This is a genomic window from Sporosarcina jiandibaonis, assembly GCF_013184495.1.
Taxonomy (GTDB): domain Bacteria; phylum Bacillota; class Bacilli; order Bacillales_A; family Planococcaceae; genus Sporosarcina; species Sporosarcina jiandibaonis.
Window position 1 is genome coordinate 577,599 of record NZ_JAAOIY010000001.1, and the last position, 21,844, is coordinate 599,442.

Sequence of the window (21,844 nt, forward strand, 5' to 3'; positions counted from 1 at the left end):
ACTCAAAACTCCTTCACGTATCGTCTGTGCTCTTCAATTTCTTTTTTAATACCATCTATCGTATCCGAACGAAACTCTTCCATAATGGCCTTGGCTAGTTCTGTAGCAATAACATGTTCAGCTACTACTGATGCTGCTGGAACCGCACAAGGGTCTGAACGCTCAATAGTTGCGACAAAAGGTTCTTTCGTGTCAATGTCGACACTCTCGAGTGGCTTATACAATGTCGGTATCGGTTTCATGACGCCCCTAATAATAATCGGCATCCCTGTTGACATACCTCCCTCGAGCCCGCCGAGCCTATTCGATTTTCGGTAGTATCCACGCTCTTCATCCCATGCAATTTCATCATGGACCTCACTGCCGGGTTTTCGAGCCATTTCAAATCCTAGACCAACTTCGACACCTTTAAATGCATTAATGCTCATCATTGCCCCGGCAAGTTTTCCGTCTAACTTGCGGTCAAATTGCACATAGCTTCCAATTCCAGGAGGACAGCCTTCTATTATCACTTCAACGACACCGCCTATTGTGTCGCCCCGGCCTTTTGCATCATCGATTGCTTGAACCATCTTTGTCGAGGCTTTCGGATCTGCGCAATACACTGGATCTTGTTCAATTACTTCTCTTAATTCTTCCATCGATAGATTTTCATAAGATGCAGGGTCAATTTTCACGCCCCCAATTTCATGAACATGCGCAACGGTTTTAATCCCGATTTCCTCAAGAAATTTCTTTGCGACTGCCCCTACTGCAACTCGCATAGTTGTTTCGCGTGCGGAGGAGCGTTCTAAGACGTTTCGCAAGTCGCGGTGACCGTATTTCATCCCGCCAACAAGGTCGGCATGTCCTGGTCTAGGACGCGTAATTTGTCGTTTCACATCAGCTGGATCCATTCCTTCTTCTAATGGCTCCACTCCCATGATTTTTGTCCAATGTTTCCAATCGTCATTTATGACCGTTAATGTTACCGGGGAGCCAAGCGTCTTCCCATGACGAACACCAGAGGAAATCACGACTTCATCCGTTTCTATTTGCATACGTCTTCCGCGACCATGACCACCTTGGCGCCTTGCTAATTCACCATTAATCATTTCAGTCGTCAATTCCATTTGGGCCGGAAGCCCTTCAATAATTGCCGTCAGTTGCGGCCCATGCGATTCGCCTGCTGTAAAAAACCTCAATTCCGTCTCCCCCTATGTATGTTTTATAGCACTATACCAAATTGTTAGACTTTAGACTATAGATAAATTTCAACAAACATGTTTTTGACCTTATTATTGATTCCGTTACATCTAAAATAATCAAAACTATCCGAAATAATAAATCGGATAGTCTTGCATCTTTACTTTTATGTATACAAAAACAGCCGTGCGAAAACCGCTAGGCTGCTTTTTAAAAAATTAGTTAATCCAATTGTTCATAACCTTATCGTAGGAAACTAATTCCTCTTCTTTGAAGAAAAGCCCAATTTCGCGAACGGCAGAATCAGATGAATCAGAACCGTGAATAATGTTTTTGCCAACGGTTACAGCGAAATCACCGCGAATTGTCCCAGGAGCAGATTCAGTCGGGTTTGTTGCACCTACAAGCAGTCGTGCAGTAGAGATAACGTTTTCACCTTCCCAAACCATTGCAAAAACCGGACCCGATGTGATGAATTCTACAAGTTCGCCAAAAAACGGACGTTCTTTATGTTCACCATAGTGTTGCTCAGCAAGTTCTTCAGTAACTTGCATAAGTTTTGCCCCAACTAATTGGAACCCTTTATTCTCAAAACGACTAACAATTTCACCAATTAAATTTCGTTGAACTCCATCGGGTTTAACCATTAAAAATGTTCTTTCCATTCCGCACACTCCTTCAATTATGTATAGGGGATTTCCCCCTATAAATCGTACCACCAGCTTCATTACCTTTCAACTATTAAGTTGTCAGTAATTTCGTTGTCCGATAAACTCTGCAATCCGTTCCAAAGCTTTCTTTGCTGGCATATTCGGCAAGCTACTAATTTCATCTAGCGCTTTTTGCAGATACAAATCGCTGACTACTGTCGCTTTTTGTATGGCATCCGAATGGCGTATGAAAGTTAGCATTTCTTCACGTTCAAGTTCTGTTAACGTACCTTCAAATGCACGCACCAAATATGGTGTGAAAATAGGGTCATCTTTTATGTATAATATCGGCAGTGTGATATGTCCGTTTAACAAATCGCTTCCTGCCGGTTTACCGAGCTCTTGATCTGTAGATGTGATGTCGAGAATATCATCGATGATTTGAAAAGACATTCCAGCATAATAACCGAAGCGGCTAAGTTTTCTGACCACTTCAGCATCTGCGCCTGAAACGAGCGCGCCTAGTTCACAGCTTGAAGAAAGGAGGAGCGCCGTTTTTCGCTTGATACGGCGTAAATAATCGCGAAAAGTTTGGTTGATTTCACGTTGTTGGTCAATTTGAATGATTTCGCCATGACAAATTTCGAGCATTGTTTTCGCAAGCAATTGATGAGCAGCCGGAATTTCAATTTCACCAATTGAAAGCAATGCCCGTGAAAAAATATAATCACCCGTATACATCGCAATTCGATTATCCCATTTCGCTTTCACTGTTTTCAGTCCGCGCCGCATGTCAGAGTCATCGATAACGTCATCATGAACAAGTGACGCCATATGGATAAGCTCGAGCGAAACGGCAACTTTGGATACGTCTTCCAACGAATATCTTCCAAATTCAGCAGCTAATATCACGAAAATTGGTCGAATCCGTTTTCCACCTGCCCGGAGCAGGTGCAGCGATGCTTGCCGAATAATTGGGGATGCTGACTGAACTGATTGCTCAAGTTGTTTTTCTATGTAATTGAGATCTTTTCGAAAATCAGCATAAAGTGATAATACTTGTAATTTCTCCAAAACGACTACCTTCCCCTGCGGTATTTATTATTTAAATCCAATATGGCCTGCCGCTGCGCCACCACTATATGATTTAAATGAAACATTTTTAAAACCTACATCAGAGAATAATTGGGCCAACTTTTTCATGCCCGGGAACTCTTCCGCTGATTCTTGCAACCATGAATACTCACGGTAACTTTTCGCGAGCAATTTGCCGAAAACCGGCATAATAAATTTAAAATAGAAACGAAACAATTGCTTATAGCCAAGGAGTTCAGGTTGGGATGTATCTAAACAAGCAATCATTCCGCCTGGTTTCAAAACACGCTTCATTTCGCTTAATACTTTTTCGTAATCTGGAACATTTCGCAACCCGAATCCTATTGTTACATAGTCGAACGTCTCGTCCGGAAATGGTAATTCCATTGCATTCCCATGAACAAGAGAAATGTTCGGATGCGGTTTCACTTTCTCTTTTCCCGCTTCAAGCATGCTCTCACTGAAGTCCAGACCTGTTACTTCACCTGATGTGCCTACTGCTTTCGCCAGGGCAATCGTCCAGTCTGCTGTCCCGCAGCAAACATCTAACGCGGATGCCCCATCGCGTACTGCCATCCGGCGCATAATATCGTCACGCCACTTTTTATGTTGATTGAAACTGATTACGGAATTCATTTTATCATAATCAGCTGATATTTTTTCAAAGACATCGTGGACTTTTTCTTCTTTCGATAAAACCAAGAATCATCCCTCATTCCTTCAGATCATTTTCCCGAGAAGCGGTGTAGTCATACCACGAATTTCTTCTTGCAATAAAGGCGTTATAAAATCCGCTTCAGCAATCATTTTTTCCAATTTACGTTTCAGACTCGACTGCACCCGTTCAATATCATGTTGATGCAGAGTCCAATCCAAGATGTCGGGCAGCTTTCGCTTTGCTGCTTGGTCCATTGCCGAATCAAAAGCAATCATTGACAGAGCTGTAGATGCGAGTGGAACATATTCAGAAAAACCGTAGGTATATAAAAAATCTGAAATACAATTCGCTTCAATACTTTCAACCGTTTCAAGTAGTTCTTGTACATCACGAGGTGAATTCTTATAAAAGTTTGTTTTCAACTCATTAATCTGGCCGATTGTTGTTGATAAGGTCCTTACAAAATAAATGTCTGGCAATGCAGCAAGAATTTTATAGTGAACCCCGCTAAAGTAGTCTCCAGAAAGAACTGTAAGCTGTTGTAGAGTCGATGTAGCATCTTGATGGTGAATTGTATCGTGGGCATCGAATGCAATATGTACTGCGCCAACAGCGATGGAAGCTGCATGGGTAGAATCCGTCCATCTCTCGCCGTTCAATAGCGGAAGCAACAGGAAAAAAACTTTCGCTTTATCAACGTTTACATCGCCAACATCTCTTTCCAAGATAGGTTGGCGAACAGCATGTCTTAATTCACCTATATAATTATCAATATAACAGTTAATGTTTTCTCTCTCCATCGTCAATCTCCATTCAAAGATGTCCAGGGGAAAAGCATTACATTCTCTCTGCTTCTAAGTTACTTTTTCCCTTCACTCGACACGACACCATTCGCAGTGTGAATATCCGCATCGCCGCGTATTTTCATAGCTGATGTGTGTTCTGTAAATTGAGCAACCATCACTTCGCCACGATCTAGTTTTTCTGTATGGTGAAACTTTGTATCGTCACCGCGAGTCAAACCAATGACATTTACCCCGTCTTCTTTAGCTTTTATTACGATGTAGTCGGATTGTGTCATTTTCGCACCTCTTCCCTTTATTCATTTCTCTAATCATATCACAGATAACGACATGCGGGCAAAAGGGTTAGGACATTTTGATGAGTGATAATATTTCTGATCGTTTAACAGCATCATCTTCATAAATGCCACGAGCAACTGTGGTCAAAGTCTTCGCACCCGGTTTACGAATTCCCCGCATCGTCATGCACATATGTTCGGCTTCGATAACGACAAAAACTCCAACAGGGTCCAACATTTCCACCAATGTCTCAGCAATCGTCGAGGTTATGCGTTCTTGAAGCTGCGGTCTTCTTGCAGTTGTTTCGACGGCTCTCGCCAATTTGCTCAAGCCCGCGACGACACCTTTCCTTGGAATATATGCAATATGAGCATGGCCATAAAAAGGCACTAGATGATGTTCGCACATAGAATGGAAACCTATATCTTTCACTAATACGACTTCATCGTGATTTTCATTAAAAACAGTATTAAAGTACTCTCTTGGATCTTTATGCAACCCTTCGAACATTTCAGCGTACATTCTAGCTACTCTCTGGGGTGTATCGAGAAGCCCCTCGCGTTCCGGATCTTCTCCAACCGCTTCAAGTATCATTGAAACCGCTCGTTCTATTTTATTTAAATCAACCTCATGCATCTTACAAATCCCCCTAAATCAAATTAAAGACATTTACTCAAAAATAGTAGCACATTCGTTCATTTCCGTACAGTTCAGGGACTCATTCTAATAATCAAGAAAAATCTAAAAAGAAAGAAGCCTACCCGCGAATCCAACGAACAGATTCAACGAGTAGACTCCTATGTAAGAATAGCGATTATTTAACTGCGTCTTTAAGCGCCTTACCCGCTTTGAAAGCAGGAACTTTACTTGCAGCAATATCGATTTCTTTCCCTGTTTGAGGGTTACGTCCTTTACGAGCAGCACGCTCACGAACTTCGAATGTACCGAAACCGATTACTTGGACACGGTCACCTTCACTTAGAGTAGTTTGGATTGTTTCGAAAACAGCCTCAACAGCTTTTGTTGCATCCTTTTTCGAAAGTCCCGCAGACTCAGCTACAGAGTTAATTAATTCAGATTTGTTCACACTATTCACCTCCTCTCAAAGAGATGTCGATTACAATACTGTAGAAAGAGTATCATAAGAAAAAGCGCCATGCAACAATATCTACACGGTTTTCCCAATATAATGCACTTTTTTCGTAAAATGAAGAAAAAGACCCGTATTTTACGAGTCTTTCTCGGCCGAACATGCAATTACCAATATGCTATACAATAAAGGTAATCATTCCTTTTTCACCGTTATTCACCATTTGTTCAATCGTTTCTCGAAGCCGTTTTCTGGCATTTGCAGGAACAGTTGCTGTTTTAAAACGAATGCTCTCTTTCATAACTTCATGAAGAGGCGTGCCAAAAAGTTGTGTTTCCCAAAGCGCTTCACGGTCGTGCAAGTAGGCATCTTTTAAATCTTTGAGCAGGTGGTGACTATGGAATTCAGATCCGATCAACGGAGAAAACTCGGCTTCCATATCCACTCGAATCATATGAATTGAAGGTGCTTTTGCTTTCATCCGCACGCCGAAGAAATCATTTTGTTTAATGAGTTCTGGAGGCGAGGGATTAAAATCTTCAATGACAGGCAATGCGACTCCGTACCCATCTCTTTTAGCGGTTTCAATTGCTTCTGCATACATATTATATGATTTCTTCGCTTTTGACGCATCGCGAATGAAAAGCAACCACTCTTTTTTCGTCCCGATTTCTTGACCCATAAAATCCTCGCAGATTTCCCGAAACGCCTTTTCATCCATTTCAATTTTAATTGCCGCTTTTCCGTGTCCGGCATCGACTTCAACAACTTCGGCATTCTTGACATATTGTTCATCTATTAACTTTGCAGCTAGTTCCTGCACTTTTCGTATCTTTGAAGCCTCAAGAAAGCCTTCGCTTATCACTTTATCAATCGATGCGTTCAGCGGGTGTTCATTACCAAGAACGTCCATCCAATCTGGTTTTTGCAACTCGATTTCCGAGATCGGAAACTCGTATAACGCCTCTTTTAAGATCAACTGAATTTCGCTTGCGTTTAATTGATCTGCACTAATTGCAATGACCGGCACGCCATATCTTTCAGTTAGTTCTTGTCTTAGCGCGATAGTTTTTTCGTGTGCCGGCATTTTGGAGTTCAATACAATGACAAACGGCTTGCCAATATCTCTTAACTTGCCGACAATTTCCACTTCAGCTACTTCCGCAGCGGCTCGGGGAATATTATTAACTGTTCCGTCTGTCGTGACGAGAATTCCTATTGTCGAATGGTCCCTGATCACCTTATCCGTTCCAATCCGGGCAGCTTCTTCAAACGGCACTGGTTCGTTATGCCACGGCGTATGAACATATTTGGGTCCATCCTCGTCTTCATAGCCTTTTACACCGTCAATGACGTAGCCAACACAATCCGCGAGTCGAATATGAAATTGCAGTTCCCCATCGCCTACAGAGACCGAAGTTCCTTGAGCTGGTACAAATTTCGGTTCTGCTGTCATTATAACTGGTCCTGGCGAGCTTTGCGGAAGTTCGTCTTGTGCTCGTATTTTGTCCGCCTGATCAGTCATATTAGGAATTACTACCTCTTCCATGACTCTTTTAACGAACGTTGACTTCCCTACACGAACAGGACCGACGACACCGATGTAAATATCACCATCAGTTCGTCTAGCCAAATTTTCATATAAACTTTCTTTCATCCATCGTCCTCCTTTTCTGCGCATATTAGTTTATGTATTAGAAAAACGTTTCATGCCGATAGCACGAAACGTTTTATATTTGCTTAAGAAATTATAAATTTATTGACTGTGGATATCTTCTAACATAGAGTTTTCACATCTAGCTCCAGGCGCCAGCCTTCCGCTTTTGTTCATTACCAATCCATAATGACTGGTTCGTTATTTTCATTCACTGTATACGGAAGAGAATATGCTGGTAAAACTGGTGATATATCTTCTAACAATTTCCGAATATCATCGCCAGGCTTAACATCCACTTGTTTTTCATTGAGTATTCTTTGAAGATCGATGGAATAGTCTACGTAAAAATTACCGTCTCCACCTGCAACTAACGGAAGAAAATTATCCGAATAAGGGCTCTTGACCGTAATCTGATTTTCAAAACCCATGGCTTCATAATCGATTTCATATATATTATTTCCGATTGCTTCAGCTTTGTGCGGTATATAACCATTGTTGATATTCTTCCGTAAATTCAATTCTCTAATTCTCTCTGCCACACGAAGATCTACGAGTTTTACAGTCGGATTTTCCTCTACATCCATAAGCACGTATTGGAAAATTCCTCCCTTTTCATAAGCGGAAGAAGGTATTTTCTCGGTATAGGCCGGTACGAGTTTTGAAAATTCAATAGGATATTTTATGTAGATATCCGTATCTAATTCTGTTGTTTTAATAGGCAACATGCCGCCCTGGCTATCTCGGTAAGCATCAACCGCTTTTTGAACACTTTCTACGTGCTCGGAATACGGTATATTTCCACTTTCGCCCTCATCTTTCGGGTACATGCATCCCGTTAATAAAAGCACCAAAGATAAAAGTAGTACAATGGTCCGTTTTCGATGTAATAATTTCATTATGCTCCTCCTGTAGGGCCATTAAAGACAAGATAAATCATTGCTATAAAAGAAATAATCAGAAGGGTATATGCAGTCAATGCAAAAACAAATTTAATAATTCGATTCTTTAATTTGTATCTACTAGTATAAATGAGACCCATAGATATGGCCATAAAACCCATGGCATAAAAAGATAGCCACATTTTATCCAATGCGGACATAGAAAATCCACCTCTCACAAAATTTATCAATCGCGCCTCCGCGTATTCGCGTTTAATCAACAGAGGTTTTAGCCCTCTGCTGATTGATGTTTTTTAACGTTGGCCGAAAAGATCTTCGACTTCCTGTTTTTTCATCCGATTCATTAATTGATCTACCGCTTCTTTAGGAGGCACATCCTCGAATAGCACCGAGTACAAAGCCTCTGTAAGCGGCATAGACACGTCGTACTTCGAAGCGAGCTGATGTGCCGCCTTTGTCGTTCTAACGCCTTCAATAATCATTCCCATGCCCGAAATAACATCTTCAAGCTTCTTTCCCTGGCCAAGCATATTGCCTGCTTTCCAATTTCGGGAATGGACGCTCGTACACGTGACGATCAAATCGCCTAAACCGGTCAAGCCAGAGAACGTCAGAGGATGCGCACCCATCTTTACGCCAAGTCTCGATATTTCTGCGAGTCCGCGGGTAATAAGCGCAGCCTTGGCATTATCTCCATAACCAAGACCATCAGTAATTCCCGCGGCTAACGCGATAACGTTTTTAAGCGCCGCACCGAGTTCAACGCCGACAATATCATCATTCGTATAAACACGGAAATAAGCGTTCATGAAAATGTCTTGAATTTCTTCGGCTGCGTTTATGTCCGTAGATGCGGCTGTAACAGTTGTCGGATGGCGATGCACAACCTCTTCAGCATGACTTGGTCCAGAAAGGACGACAATCCCTTTTCGGTTTTCAACAGCAACTTCTTCACCGATAAGTTCTGAAATTCGCTTCAAAGAATGCGGTTCAATCCCTTTTGAAACGTGCACAAATAATTTAGGTTCAGTGATGATCGAATTTATCTCGGCGCAAACAGGTCTGATTGCGTTTGTTGGCACAGCAACAATTAGTATCTCTCCATGTGCTACCGCTTCTTCGAGATTTGACGTCGCGTGCAAACTTTTCGGTAGTGTGACTTTCGGCAAATAGGCACTGTTATGATTTTTATCGTTTATTTCAGTCGATTGCTCTTCCCGTCTTGCCCATAACAAGCAGTCATGACCGTTTTCCGCTAAGACAAACGCAATTGCTGTCCCCCAGCTTCCTGCACCGATAACAGATACTTTTCTCATAAAATCAATCCTTTTTTGTTTAATCGAATATTATGTTCTCGCACGAGTAATTAACCGAATTGGCGTACCTTCAAAACCGAACGATTCACGAAGGCGATTCTGCAAGAATCGTTCATAAGAAAAATGCATCAATTCAGGATTATTAACAAATACCACAAATGTCGGCGGCTTAACAGCAACTTGTGTGACGTAATATATACGAAGTCGTTTCCCTTTATCTGTAGGAGCCGGATTTCGTGCGATCGCATCTTCAATTACTTCATTTAAAACGCTTGACTGTATGCGTTGTGCATGATTTTCACTTATTAATCGAATACTGTCGAATAATGACATGACACGTTGTTTCGTCTTCGCCGAAACAAATGCGATCGGCGCATAATCAAGGAACATGAAATTATCTCGTATTTCATCAGTAAATTTGTTCATTGTTTTATCGTCTTTTTTAACTGCATCCCATTTGTTTACAACAAACATTACGCCTTTACCTGCTTCTTCAGCATAGCCCGCAATACGCTTGTCCTGCTCTCGTATACCCTCTTCCCCGTTTAAAACGATTAAGACTACATCGGACCGGTCAATCGCCTTTAACGCGCGCAGAGCACTGTATTTCTCCGTTGTTTCATATACTTTTCCTTTTTTCCGCATACCCGCCGTGTCAATTATTTTATACTTCTGGCCCTCGTATACATAAGGTGTATCAATCGCATCTCTAGTCGTTCCCGCTACATCGCTGACGATAACCCTTTCTTCGCCAAGTAGCGTATTCACTAATGATGATTTTCCGACGTTCGGCCTTCCGATCAATGAAAATCGAATAACATCCTCTTCAATTTCTTCTTGATCATCATCCGGAAAATTCGCTGCTACCTGATCCAGTAAATCCCCGAGTCCCAATCCGTGCGAACCCGAAATCGGATATGGATCACCAAATCCTAATGAATAGAAATCATAAATCATTTCGCGCATTTCAGGATTATCAATTTTATTCACCGCCAAAACAATTGGCTTTTTAGTTTTATATAGTATTTTGGCAACATGCTCGTCCGCGTCGGTTACCCCTTCTCGTCCGTTTGTCAGAAAAATAATGACATCGGCTTCTTCAATCGCAATTTCTGCTTGCAGCCTGATTTGTTCGAGAAATGGCTCATCGCCAATTTGGATTCCCCCTGTGTCAATTAGGTGAAATTCATGGGACAACCAATCAGCCGAACTATAAATACGGTCACGTGTTACACCAGCAATATCTTCGACGATTGATATACGTTCACCGACAATACGATTAAAAATTGTCGATTTTCCAACGTTAGGTCTACCGACGATTGCTACGGTTGGTTTCGTCATAATCATAAAACATCCTTCCAGATTATCTTCTGCATATTATACACAAAAAAAGATGATGATGCCCGTAAGAGCATCACCACCCGTACAAAAGGTGTTCGAAAATCTTTAGCGAATTTCCAAACAATCCTTGATGAGTTATTCTGAGAATTTCTTCAGTTGGTCGCCAATTACGTCACTAATGGAGAATCCTTGTGATTCTTCGCTCATTTCATAATCGCCATATGAAGTAAAATCTTCTTTTTCAATCAAATCTTTTATGCTGAGTGATAGACGTTCTTCATTAGGATTCACATCAAGCACTTTCACTTCAATTTTCTGACCTTCTTTTAATACTTCATCAGGCGTTCCGATATGGTCATGCGAAATGCGTGAAATATGGACAAGACCCTCAACCCCTGGAAACAACTCTACAAAGGCACCATAAGATACCAGGCGTTTGACAGTACCTTCAAGTACTGAACCTTTTGGAGCTTTTTCCTCGATTCCTTCCCAAGGTCCCGGCAACGTTTCCTTAATCGATAAAGAAATACGCTCGGAGTCACGATCTATTGATAAAACTTTCACCTTTACCGTTTCGCCTTCTTTTAAAACATCGGAAACTTTTTCGACGTGTTCATGAGATAGTTGTGAAATGTGAACAAGCCCATCAACGCCGCCTAAGTCTACAAAGGCTCCAAATGACGCTATGCGCTGAACGACTCCGTCCAGTACTTGACCTTCTTCAAGGCTATCGAGCACTTCGCCTTTCTTGGCTGCTTTTTCTTCTTGGATAACCGCTCGGTGAGATAGAATCAAACGATTTTTTTCTTTATCCATCTCGACAATCTTAAACTTCATCTGACGGCCTTTATACTCTTCGAAGGATTCAACGAAATAGTCTTCTACCAGTGAAGCAGGGATGAAACCGCGCACGCCCAGGTCTACGACGAGCCCGCCCTTCACCACATCTTTCACTTCAGTTTCAATGGTTTCTTTGTTGTTGTACTTTTCTTCGAGGGAATCCCAAGCATCTGCCGCATCAACTTTCCTTTTCGACAGTACATAATTGCCTTCTTCAACTTTCATGATCATCAATTCAAGTTCATCGCCTACTGATACAACATCTGAGGCCTTTTCAATATGAAGACTTGAAATTTCACTGATAGGGATAACACCGTCGAATGGCGCTCCCGCAATTTCTACCGTTACAGACTTTTCCTCGATTTTGGTAATTGTTCCCGTAACACGATCGCCTTCGTTATATTCTTTTTGAGTTTCCAAATTCATTTCTTCAGACATATGTAGTCCTCCTCTATAAAAACTCTTATTTCTATAATATGCGAACTTGTACATAAAAACAAAAAATTGCACTTGTCACTTTCATTTATTCGCTTCTATCAACTTGCCAATTTCATCCATAATAACCGCAGTCACATCTTCTGCCGATGTTCGGGCAGCTCGGTATTCCGTCATGTCTATCGGTTTACCGTAAACAACTTTTAGTCTTTTGAATGGTTTATATGGACCGATGATCGCGCAAGGTACCACATAAGCTTCTCCTTTTAAGGCGAAGAAACCGGCACCAGCAAGTCCCTTTTGAAGTTTTCCATCTCTACTTCTTGTACCTTCTGGAAATAGCCCCACGACATTGCCCGACTTTAAAATCGATAGAGCATTTCGAAGAGCCTGTCTGTCGCTCATCCCGCGCTTAACCGGAAATGCGTTAACTCTCGGGAGAACGCTTTTCAAGATCGGAGCATCGAAAAGTTCCTGTTTAGCCATAAAGTGAACAGGACGTGGACATGTCATGCCAACGACAGGCGGATCTAAGTTATCAATATGGTTAGTACAAAGTAAAACGCCGCCTTTTTCGGGGAAGTTTTCTTTGCCAATTACTTTTACTCGATATAAAGGGTAAAGAACTGAACTTACTAGGGCTTTGCCCAAAGGATATAAATTCATGAATTGTTCAACCTCTCTTTTGCAAGTTGACTAATCATTTCAGCTACTTCAACAATCGACATCGAGGTTGTGTCAATTAAAATCGCATTTTCAGCTTGTCTAAGTGGAGACGTCACACGCTCAGTATCTAAACGGTCACGTTCGCTAATTTCCATTTTTAGCTGTTCTAATGATGATTCGATCCCGCGTTTACTATTTTCTGTATGACGGCGCTCGGCGCGTTCTTCCACTGAGGCTGTCATAAAGATTTTCAACTCAGCATCCGGTAATACGTCGGTCCCTATATCACGACCGTCCATCACTACACCAGACTTGCTACCTAAGATCCGTTGTTTCTCAACCATCAATTTACGTACGCCGCTATGTGCAGCCACTGCGGAAACAGAATTTGTCACTTCTAATGTTCTAATTTCTTCGGAAACGTCTGCGCCATCTAACAATACAGTCTGGCCTTCATCTCCTGGAATAAGTTCGATAGTTGTTTCTCGTAGTAGTTCCTCAAGTTTTTTTCCGTCATTAATATGTATGCCCTGTCCGAGAGCTTTATGCGTAAGAGCTCGGTACATTGCGCCTGTATCTATATATGTATAGCCTAACTTTTCAGCTACAATTTTTGCAATTGTACTTTTACCAGCCGCGGCAGGTCCATCAATTGCAATCTGTATTCCGGCCATCTAATTACCTCCTTAGGTCAATCCGACAATATTGTATCATAAATAAAAGAGAAAAGTCTCTATCAAGATGACTTTTCTCCCGTTTATAGACTTATTATTCTTGAAAACAATACTACTTACTGTTGTTTTTCGGTTTCAATAATTTCACCAGTTTCTGTATCAACAACAACTTTATATGTTTCAGTTATTCCTTCGTTTTCCATCTTTACTGTTAAATAATGCGATAGTCTTTGTTCAAGACGATCATTTTCAACGTATGCAAGCTCCTCATTTATGACTTCCACATTCGAGTGGAAAAACTCTTTCCAATTTATCCTTTTAATTGGTTGTTTTTTTGTTTCTTCTTTTTGAATGTATTCCATGGCATTCATACCAAGAATATTACCGGTATCTTTTGCAATTTTCAAATGGATAACGTCAGAAAAAACTTTCGCATTATACTCCGGTTCGACGCGTACATACACGAAATGCCAAGCTGTATTATTCTCTCTGGCTTCCTCATATACTGTATCTCCAAATCCTGAATTGGATAAGAAATCTTCTGCCCTTTTTTGTATAACAGAGAAATCGAGACTAGATTCGGTGAATGGTCTTTCTGCCAAGAATGAAAGCACATGCCCGCCTTTTTCTGTTATATCTATATATCCAATCGACTGATCTTTTGCGAAACGGATATGGTAAAAGGGATACGGAGAGCCCGGCTTACTTGTTTCTACTACAATTGAACCGGTGGAAACTTCGGGAAATAATATTTTAAAGCGTTCAATTGCTTCATCGCTAGAAATGTTTTTATCCGTTAATTTTTCTAAATCCTTCTTCTTCTGGGAATCTGCTTCACTTGCAGTCAACGGAAAATCGCTTTCCGTATTTTTTTTCACTGTTTCTGTCATTCCTGCCCAGTCATGAGCAGAATCAACCGATTCTAACTGATTTTTCCATCCTTTAATGGTCATACTACCGTCAATCAATCCTGATGTCGCAACTTCCCACTCATCAGCCATATTTCGCAAGTTTTTAGATGCTTCTGTCATTATTTTATGATACTCTTCAGTATTACCAGTTCGCTCGGATTCTTTTGCAAAATTACCTAACCTTCCTAGATAGTTCATCCATGAGTTGGAAAAACCGCGATCGAGAGGTAAAGAACCGACTGAATTTTTAATTTCAGACGACAAGCGCCAAATATCTTCACGCGCTCTAGCAGAACCTTCTTCTTCTTTAAAAAGCAAAGTCTTTTTTACTGCGGTATCGAGCTCCTCCAGCTTTTTTGTCGCCTCTGTCATCTTGTCCGTATATTGACCACTTAGTAAATAACTTAACTGCTTATTTTCAGTTGTTTTTCCATAAGTAAAAATCGAAAGAGCCGCAATCGAGTAAACCAGTACGAATATTATTTTTTTCATAAAAGCGGGGCCGGAATTCATATTTATGACTCCGGCAACCTTTTAATCCTCCTTTCATTAAGTAAATGATCAAATACAAAAAACGTGTAAACCAATTTTTTTAATTTGCGGACGTGACCAAATCCACTTGCTTGTAGCTGTTATCGGATTGAAATAATAAATTGCATTTTCAGAAGGGTCCCAGCCGTTTAACGCATCGAGAACTGCTTCTTTTGCTCTTTCATTTGGTGTTAACCAGATTTGACCATCATCTACGGCAGTAAATGCGCCAGGCTGAAAAATCACTCCGCCAACCGTGTCAGGAAAGTCTGGGTGCTCAACTCGATTCAAGATGACTGCGGCAACCGCAACCTGTCCTTCATACGGTTCCCCTCTCGCTTCACCATAGACGGCATTAGCCATCAATTTCAGGTCCTGATCTGAATATTTCGCGGGTAATTGAACTTCTTTTTTCTTACCGGTTCCCTTTGATACTTGATTTTCAAGAGGGGTGCCGCCGTAATGGGTAAATTTATTTCCTTTGTTTATATTATTTTTTACAAATTGCTCATTGTAATCCGAGACATCTACAAGTTTCTTTTTCGTTGTGTTACCTGCTATCCCGTCTACCGGAAGACCATATTTCTCTTGAAAATTTCGTAAAGCCCAATATGTTCCGTAGCCAAACTGTCCATCAATTGTCCCATTATAGAAGCCAATGTATTGGAGTCTTGCCTGGAGCTCGATAACATCATCGCCAAATGCGCCTCGTTGTATCTGTTGAGAACTAAAAGCCCCTGTTGGAAGCGGGGACATTACATAAGCACAACCGAGGAGAAGCATGGCGATCAGGGTATGACTGATTATCTTTTTCATATCCATTCCTCCTTTTTAATAAGCATGTCCAATTTTCATGATTTTATTAAAATAAAAAAAGATCCGGCAACGCCGGATCTTTTGTCTGTATCTTTTTATTTCATTTCTGCTTTTCGTTTGAATTGTTGCATTGCAAAGGTGTGTGCATATTTCACTCTTGTCAAACCAAACCACCATAAAAATAACATAAATGGAATAATTAAATATAAAAACATTTCCTGAATTAGAAAAATACTATTATAAACGAAATGAAGAAAGAAAGGGGCTAAGAAAGCGACAAATAAAATACTTTTCTTTTTCGCTTCATCGGCGAATTTTGCCCTTCCTAAATAATAACCAAGAACGACACCGAACAATGCATGGCTTGAAACTGGTAATAATGCTCTTAAAAATGCAATATCAGTTCCGTATGTTAATAAGTAGAGTATATTTTCAACTGTTGCAAAACCCAGAGAAATACTTGCTCCGTATAATATCCCATCGTACGCATCTTCAAATTCCACATGATGGTAAATCGTGAGAAATAATATGAGCCACTTAAAAAACTCTTCTATCCCACTCGAAAAAAGAACATTACTCACAAATTCATTTGAAAAAATTTGTTCTTCTTCAAATACATGCTGTGCGAATAAAATAGGGAATGTCATAATAGCACCGTATAAAAATGTTTGCAATAATGTACGGGAAGGTTCTTTCGCAATTTCTTTTCGCAAATAAAAATAGCTAAATAGTGCCAATCCAGGCGCAATTGCCACGGTAAACAATATAAACATGAACGGCACCCCTTCCCACTTATTGTAACGTCGTTTTATGTAGCTTTTTTAATAGCATTAGCGATTTGAACGCCGTGAAACCTGCCATTTTCTATAAAGATTTCATTTGCGTTATTACCTGCCGCTATAACGCCTGCAATATACAATCCTTTTATATTCGATTCCATTGTTTCTTCATTATATAGTGGACAACCGCTTTCTCTGTCGATTTGAATGCCCATGTCCGTTAAGAATTCATGATTCGGATGATAACCAGTCATCGCAAAAACATAATCATTTTGAATTTGAGTCGTTTTATCTTTATGTTCGATCGTGACGGATGTCTCGGTAATATTCACTACTTTTGACTCGAAGTGCATCTTTATCTCCCCGGATTTCACCAAACTCTCGAATCCAGGTAAAATCCATGGCTTAACGCTAGGCGAATAATCAGATCCGCGATAAACGACTGTCACATTTGCACCTGCTCGTTCCAACTCAAGCGCTGCATCTACTGCAGAGTTTTTTCCGCCAATAACTACAACGTTTCTCTGAAAATAAGGATGTCCTTCTTTAAAATAGTGGAAAACATTCGGCAGGTTTTCACCTTCGACGCCCATCATGTTCGGATTGTCATAATAACCTGTCGCGACTACGACGTTTTTCGCTAGGTATTTTCGCTTATCAGTTTCTATATGAAAGCCGCCCGATGTTTTCTTGACTTGTTTCACTAGTTCGAAACTATTAACTTTGATGTTTTTCATCTTTACGACTTCGCGGTAGTAAACGAGCGCATCATTTCTCTTCGGCTTGTCTTTCGCTGTTATAAATGGAATATCGCCAATCGATAATTTAATACTTGAACTAAAAAATGTCTGGTGTGTCGGATAATTATAAATCGAATTAACGATATTACCTTTTTCTATAACTAGGACTTTTAATCCTCTTTCCTGCAATTCAATTGCGGCGGATAACCCGCAAGGCCCCCCGCCAATAACAATCACATCTTCGTGTTGCATTTTACCGCTCCTATCAAATCCGCATCGGCAAATTCCTTTATTTTACCAACGCTTAAACTTTTTTCCTAATAGATTATTGTTAGTACATGACATTCAGATGGCGCTCCGAGCCGCATTGGCACTGTAGTCGTACCATAGCCATTACTAACTAGTTTAGTTCGCTTGGAATTTGTTTGAAAACTTCCTTTTTCCAACAATCCATACTTGCCAATTCTAATTTGTCCGCCGTGCGTATGGCCCGCCAGCATGACGGTTGCAATGTTTGAAGGTATTCTATTTTCAATTTCCCGTAATACTCTTGGCTGATGACATATTAGTAGTATATGTTCATAGTCATTAATATTTCTCAAGGTTTTTTCAATGTCGACATTTTCGCTCGTTGGATCGTCCGTTCCGCAAATCCCCCAAGATTCATGGCCGGGTATAGGAATGTTGTTATTTTCTAACATGATTACGCGATACCTTCTCATAATATTACGTATTTCTTGTTCCCCGGCTTCACGATCGTTATTTCCCCATACATAGTATACCTGTCCTAGCTTTGAAAGACTTCGAATGTTTGAAGCAATACGTGACAACGGCACCCCTTTTTCTGCCAAATCTCCGCCAATAATAATGAGGTCAATATCCCGGTCAATTTTTCCGATTAATTTACGGTTTATTTTTCTTCGATGAATGTCTGAAATGAAAAACACCTTAAGTTTCGTTTTCTTATTATTTGGGGTTTTGATCGTTACTAAATGGTGAACTACATTCCTTCTAAATGCATTTGTCAGCATACGCAATAGCATCGAAGGAATTAAAATCATTAATGTTTTCAGCACTATTTTATACGTAATAACCCGCCGCCTTTCCATTTAATTCAGATAAAAAAAGACAAAGTGAGTACTCTTTGCCTTTGCTTCTTTAATCTAAACATTGATAAGATTTGCATGAGTTATGGAATCGTAAGCACTTGGCCGACATAAATTTCATTGGATGTCAGTCCGTTTGCCTGCTTAATCTTTTCTACACCATTACCGGATTGATAGTGGACGACTGAAATGCTGTAGATCGTTTCACCCGCCATAACCGTATGTGTTTTCATCGCTGGTTTTTCTACGGGTTTTTCTTCTGCTTTTTCTTCTACTTTTGCAACTGTTTTTTTCTCTTCTTGTATGTTATCTTTTGCTTCCGCTTTTTCTTCGTTTTTTTCTGCATTATTTGATTTATCGACAGACTTGGAAGAACTATCTTCTTGCCTATTTCTTTCCGTCTTTTTAGGTTCTTCTTTTGGTGGTGCCTCGGTTATTTTCTCATCATCTTTTTCATCGTTTACAATATTATTATCTTCTGGCTTTATTTCATTTGTCTTATTCGTTCTCGTCTCATACTTAACCCGAGAATCTTGAGCAGCGGTTGTGGTTTTATCCGTATCTATATACCAATTAATAACGACAAATACGATAATAATGATAAACATTCCGAAAATAACATTAATCATCATATGCTTTGGTTTCTTGTTGCTATTACGTTTCTTCTTATATAATTCGGCGCGAGATTTAATAACAGTTGGTTCTTCATCTAGTTTAATTTTTTGCCTATGCTCTTCGAATTCCGATCTATAGTCATCTTTTTTCATTTTTATAATTCTCCTATCACAATCAAACTCTCTTTATATTATGGCGAAATTTTCGTCAAAAGTAAACGAATGATATTTAACTTTGCAGAAGTCTAGCTAATCTATCTGCCCAATCGACTATTTGCCTTGTCGAATTTCCTCGCTTCATCTCAAATAGCCAGTCCTCTTCGCCTAAGCCGCATACTGAACAACAAGACGCCGGAGCCGCGACTAATGTTTCACCATAAAATTTTAAAAGTGATTTTCGAATACAATTTTCACCATTAATGATATGCAACATATTCTGCAATTGTTTTTCCTTCTCTGTTTTTTGTTCCTTTATTTTTAGTAAGGCGCTCTCCATCGGCATCCTCTCGAGATAATAGTCGATTATCCGTGTTCCGGTTTCGCTGATTCCTGATAATTGGGTCGCTTCATTTTTCGAGGAACCTTCTTTTATAAGATTGAAGTAATGTCGAACTTCAGTCTCTGTCGGCAGATCATTTTGTACGATAAACCGTGTCTTTCCGATATCTTCTTCCGTAAATAGCAAAGTCGCAGCAGATAAATCACCATCGCGGCCCGCACGGCCAACTTCTTGCATATAGCCAGCAATTGTTGAAGACATATTTTCATGGATAACTTGTCGAATATCATTTTTATGTATGCCCATTCCAAACGCTGTCGTTGCGCAGATCCAATTAATTTCACCCGTGATAAACTGTTCTTGAATAAATGCACGATCTTCTTGTTCCATTCCTGCATGATACGAAGCAATTGATATGCCATGTTCTTTTAAATAAATAGCTAGCTCATCTGCGCGTTTTCTTGAAGCGACATAAATAATCCCGGGACCTGCCGTCTTTTTAGTTCGTTCAAGTATCCAAGCTGTTTTTTCATGTTCTGAGTTCATTTGCTTCATCGAATAGGATATGTTCTTTCGATCCAATGAATGTTTATGAACAGCCGGAGTTTCTAGGCGCAAATAGTTAATGATATCTCCTAACACCTGGTTATCAGCCGTCGCAGTTAAAGCCAATATATTCGGTCTTTCCAATTGTTTAAGGAACTCGCCGATTCGCAAATAGTCCGGCCTAAAATCAAATCCCCATTGCGAAATACAATGTGCTTCATCAACTACGATAAAAGCAATTTTCAGTTTCTTGATTTGCTCTGCAACATTATTTTGCATTAACATTTCTGGCGAAATGAATATAAATTTATATAAGTCTAATCGGTTCATAATTCGTTGACGATCTTTATATGCCAGAAAGGAATTTATGGCCACAACCCGTTTTTCACCGTTTTTTTTCATAATCGCTACTTGATCTTCCATCAAAGCGACCAATGGAGAAATTATTAAAACCGCACCATTTTTTATATAGGCTGGAAGTTGATAACATAAAGATTTTCCACTTCCCGTAGGCAAAATAGCAATCGTGTCTCGATTTGAAATGACATTGCGAATAACTTCTTCTTGTCCAACTCTGAAATGTTCGAAACCGAATTTTTTCAACAAGATTGATTTGATATCCACTTAGCTCCTCCTCTCGACCCTGTTCCTAATATAAGCCTTAATTGAAAGTAAGTAAGTGACGGGAATTCTTCCTTTAATAACCGCAATCTTTTAGTGCCTAATTCCGATGATTTAGCTACTACAGCAGCAATCTCAGTTGCAGAAACGAATTCTTCTATTGGAAATGATTGATCATTAATCGAAATTTCAACAAAATGATCTTCAATTGTACTCATCTTCAAATGACGTAATTGTGAAATCTTTTGCATCGACATTCCTTGGTTAAATAGTTCTTTAGTTTTAATAGTAGACTCAGTCAGGTATGTCGACACTTGAATATTCTTTATTATCTCCGTCAAAAGCGGATACTTTGAAGATTGACTAATCGTTTGCAGCAACATATGTAAACTCTCAATATAATACAAAGAAAGCGTAAATGGTTTTATACCCATTTCATCCGATAACTGCTTCCATGTCCATCCAGCATGCTTATAACCGCCTAAACGATGAACAAAAATAGTTTTTTGACAACCATTCATGCCGCTTTGTTCTATTGAATTGCGGAGTTCTTGAAATAATTGATTGGAAAATTCCTCATCAAGAATTCTTTGTTTAAGCAGGAACTCTTTTACGAATAATTGAATATCGTAATCATTTTGCATAGGCATAAAGGATTTTTGATCAGCCCTGAAATAAGACGCAGTTTGAACGATTAATGAAAGCCTAGAGAAAAAAACATGTTCTCTTCCTCGATAATCCCATCCATTAAATCGATATAATGGCAAAGTATGGAGAACTTCTTTCCCTTTCTTTGTAATGTAAACGACAGAATCCTCATCAATCGAAATATACCCGGCTTTTTTCAAATGATTTATAGCCCCATCAAATACATCAATCTTTAATCTCGGCAATATGCAAAAAAAACCTTTCAAACTATAATACTCAACATCTTGTAAAGTTTGGCCAGATCGCTTTCCACGTAAAAGATGATAACTAGCATAAATCGATCGTTCTCCATCAAGGCGGCTAATTATAGTTAACAGCAAAAATGAGAGATCCAAAATAAAATTTCCTCCCTCCAAATAATAGTATTATGTTGAAAAAAACTGTC

At 39.9% G+C, this 21,844-nt stretch carries 24 protein-coding genes; all 24 read right to left on the bottom strand.

Features of this window, described 5'->3' with window-relative positions:
* Positions 1-2: 2 nt before the first annotated feature.
* The 24 genes from aroC to G8782_RS03005 all read right to left on the bottom strand — a co-directional run bounded on the left by aroC (position 3) and on the right by G8782_RS03005 (position 21,794).
* Positions 3-1,184 (bottom strand): chorismate synthase, encoded by a 1,182-nt coding sequence (gene aroC / locus G8782_RS02890; protein ID WP_172369399.1) that lies wholly within the window; start codon positions 1,182-1,184, stop codon positions 3-5.
* Positions 1,185-1,403: 219 nt separating this feature from the next.
* Positions 1,404-1,850 carry a nucleoside-diphosphate kinase gene (ndk, locus tag G8782_RS02895; RefSeq protein ID WP_172369400.1) on the bottom strand — a complete coding sequence of 149 codons (447 nt, stop codon included), beginning with the start codon at positions 1,848-1,850 and terminating at the stop codon, positions 1,404-1,406.
* Positions 1,851-1,934: 84 nt separating this feature from the next.
* Complete coding sequence (locus G8782_RS02900) at positions 1,935-2,909, bottom strand: polyprenyl synthetase family protein (RefSeq protein WP_172369401.1); 975 nt, start codon at positions 2,907-2,909, stop codon at positions 1,935-1,937.
* 27 nt (positions 2,910-2,936) lie between these two features.
* Positions 2,937-3,632, bottom strand: a complete 696-nt coding sequence (locus G8782_RS02905) for a demethylmenaquinone methyltransferase (protein ID WP_172369402.1) — start codon at positions 3,630-3,632, stop codon at positions 2,937-2,939.
* Positions 3,633-3,650: 18 nt separating this feature from the next.
* Positions 3,651-4,388 (bottom strand): heptaprenyl diphosphate synthase component 1, encoded by a 738-nt coding sequence (locus G8782_RS02910; RefSeq protein ID WP_172369403.1) that lies wholly within the window; start codon positions 4,386-4,388, stop codon positions 3,651-3,653.
* Between the two features lie 59 nt (positions 4,389-4,447).
* Complete coding sequence (gene mtrB / locus G8782_RS02915; protein ID WP_172369404.1) at positions 4,448-4,669, bottom strand: trp RNA-binding attenuation protein MtrB; 222 nt, start codon at positions 4,667-4,669, stop codon at positions 4,448-4,450.
* 67 nt (positions 4,670-4,736) lie between these two features.
* Positions 4,737-5,306, bottom strand: a complete 570-nt coding sequence (gene folE / locus G8782_RS02920) for a GTP cyclohydrolase I FolE (protein ID WP_172369405.1) — start codon at positions 5,304-5,306, stop codon at positions 4,737-4,739.
* 178 nt (positions 5,307-5,484) lie between these two features.
* Positions 5,485-5,757, bottom strand: a complete 273-nt coding sequence (locus G8782_RS02925) for an HU family DNA-binding protein (RefSeq protein ID WP_172369406.1) — start codon at positions 5,755-5,757, stop codon at positions 5,485-5,487.
* A gap of 181 nt (positions 5,758-5,938) precedes the next feature.
* Positions 5,939-7,417, bottom strand: coding sequence for a stage IV sporulation protein A (gene spoIVA / locus G8782_RS02930; RefSeq protein ID WP_172369407.1), 1,479 nt, complete (start codon positions 7,415-7,417; stop codon positions 5,939-5,941).
* Between the two features lie 173 nt (positions 7,418-7,590).
* A complete protein-coding gene (locus G8782_RS02935) occupies positions 7,591-8,313 on the bottom strand; it encodes a hypothetical protein (RefSeq protein ID WP_172369408.1) in 723 nt (240 codons plus the stop codon).
* The gene (locus G8782_RS02940) at positions 8,313-8,516 is read right to left on the bottom strand and encodes a DUF2768 domain-containing protein (RefSeq protein WP_172369409.1); all 204 of its coding nucleotides are present in this window, start codon (positions 8,514-8,516) and stop codon (positions 8,313-8,315) included. The genes G8782_RS02935 and G8782_RS02940 overlap by 1 nt, the downstream gene beginning before the upstream one ends.
* Positions 8,517-8,609: 93 nt before the next feature.
* On the bottom strand, positions 8,610-9,632 hold the full coding sequence (locus tag G8782_RS02945; RefSeq protein WP_172369410.1) for an NAD(P)H-dependent glycerol-3-phosphate dehydrogenase: 1,023 nt from the start codon (positions 9,630-9,632) through the stop codon (positions 8,610-8,612).
* A 30-nt stretch (positions 9,633-9,662) separates the two neighbouring features.
* On the bottom strand, positions 9,663-10,973 hold the full coding sequence (gene der / locus G8782_RS02950; protein WP_172370190.1) for a ribosome biogenesis GTPase Der: 1,311 nt from the start codon (positions 10,971-10,973) through the stop codon (positions 9,663-9,665).
* 135 nt (positions 10,974-11,108) lie between these two features.
* Positions 11,109-12,251 carry a 30S ribosomal protein S1 gene (gene rpsA, locus G8782_RS02955; protein WP_172369411.1) on the bottom strand — a complete coding sequence of 381 codons (1,143 nt, stop codon included), beginning with the start codon at positions 12,249-12,251 and terminating at the stop codon, positions 11,109-11,111.
* 81 nt (positions 12,252-12,332) lie between these two features.
* Entirely contained in the window at positions 12,333-12,914 is a 582-nt protein-coding gene (locus G8782_RS02960; protein ID WP_172369412.1) for a lysophospholipid acyltransferase family protein, read from the bottom strand.
* Positions 12,911-13,588: a (d)CMP kinase gene (cmk, locus tag G8782_RS02965; protein ID WP_172369413.1), complete on the bottom strand. Its 678-nt coding sequence runs from the start codon at positions 13,586-13,588 to the stop codon at positions 12,911-12,913. The genes G8782_RS02960 and cmk overlap by 4 nt, the downstream gene beginning before the upstream one ends.
* A 116-nt stretch (positions 13,589-13,704) precedes the next feature.
* On the bottom strand, positions 13,705-15,012 hold the full coding sequence (locus G8782_RS02970) for a PepSY1/2 domain-containing protein (RefSeq protein ID WP_172369414.1): 1,308 nt from the start codon (positions 15,010-15,012) through the stop codon (positions 13,705-13,707).
* 48 nt (positions 15,013-15,060) lie between these two features.
* Positions 15,061-15,846, bottom strand: coding sequence for a spore cortex-lytic enzyme (gene sleB / locus G8782_RS02975; protein ID WP_172369415.1), 786 nt, complete (start codon positions 15,844-15,846; stop codon positions 15,061-15,063).
* 95 nt (positions 15,847-15,941) lie between these two features.
* Positions 15,942-16,619, bottom strand: coding sequence for a glutamic-type intramembrane protease PrsW (gene prsW, locus G8782_RS02980; RefSeq protein ID WP_172369416.1), 678 nt, complete (start codon positions 16,617-16,619; stop codon positions 15,942-15,944).
* A gap of 35 nt (positions 16,620-16,654) precedes the next feature.
* Positions 16,655-17,650 carry a YpdA family putative bacillithiol disulfide reductase gene (locus G8782_RS02985; RefSeq protein ID WP_343034998.1) on the bottom strand — a complete coding sequence of 332 codons (996 nt, stop codon included), beginning with the start codon at positions 17,648-17,650 and terminating at the stop codon, positions 16,655-16,657.
* A gap of 32 nt (positions 17,651-17,682) precedes the next feature.
* Positions 17,683-18,441 carry a metallophosphoesterase family protein gene (locus tag G8782_RS02990; protein WP_172369418.1) on the bottom strand — a complete coding sequence of 253 codons (759 nt, stop codon included), beginning with the start codon at positions 18,439-18,441 and terminating at the stop codon, positions 17,683-17,685.
* 113 nt (positions 18,442-18,554) lie between these two features.
* The gene (locus G8782_RS02995; RefSeq protein ID WP_172369419.1) at positions 18,555-19,238 is read right to left on the bottom strand and encodes a LysM peptidoglycan-binding domain-containing protein; all 684 of its coding nucleotides are present in this window, start codon (positions 19,236-19,238) and stop codon (positions 18,555-18,557) included.
* A gap of 76 nt (positions 19,239-19,314) precedes the next feature.
* Positions 19,315-20,754 (bottom strand): RecQ family ATP-dependent DNA helicase, encoded by a 1,440-nt coding sequence (locus G8782_RS03000; protein WP_172369420.1) that lies wholly within the window; start codon positions 20,752-20,754, stop codon positions 19,315-19,317.
* Positions 20,730-21,794, bottom strand: coding sequence for a YpbB family protein (locus G8782_RS03005; RefSeq protein WP_172369421.1), 1,065 nt, complete (start codon positions 21,792-21,794; stop codon positions 20,730-20,732). Before G8782_RS03005 ends, G8782_RS03000 begins: the two co-directional genes overlap by 25 nt.
* Between the last annotated feature and the right edge of the window lie 50 nt (positions 21,795-21,844).